Origin of the sequence: Limimaricola sp. G21655-S1 (assembly GCF_027213785.1) — a bacterium.
Classification (GTDB): domain Bacteria; phylum Pseudomonadota; class Alphaproteobacteria; order Rhodobacterales; family Rhodobacteraceae; genus Limimaricola.
Genome location: NZ_JAPWGO010000213.1, coordinates 1 through 273 on the forward strand (window position 1 = coordinate 1; position 273 = coordinate 273).

At 58.6% G+C, this 273-nt stretch carries 1 protein-coding gene; it reads right to left on the reverse strand.

Annotation, left to right across the window (positions count from 1 at the left end; all coding sequences use genetic code 11):
• The coding region (locus O4G76_RS20495; RefSeq protein ID WP_269398972.1) for a nucleoside hydrolase at window positions 1–273 on the reverse strand (273 nt) is incomplete at both ends.

Below are 273 nucleotides of genomic sequence, written 5' to 3' on the forward strand. Positions count from 1 at the left end.
CCCCACCAGTCTGCAACTGTCATCCCGAGGGTCAGGGGAGCGGCGGTCTCAATCTCGACGTTGATGTGGCGGCCGGAGAACAGCTCTGGTTGGATCAGGTAGGCGATCACACAAGGGTCATGCAGCGGACCACCTTCGGAGCCGTATTTCTCAACGTCAAATCGTTCAAAGAAATCAAGCATATCTGCGGTGAAGTTGCCGACGCGGCTGCCAAGGTCGCGAAAGGCCTGAACCCGTGCCCGCGAGGTCAGCGCCTTGTGAGTGACATCAAGC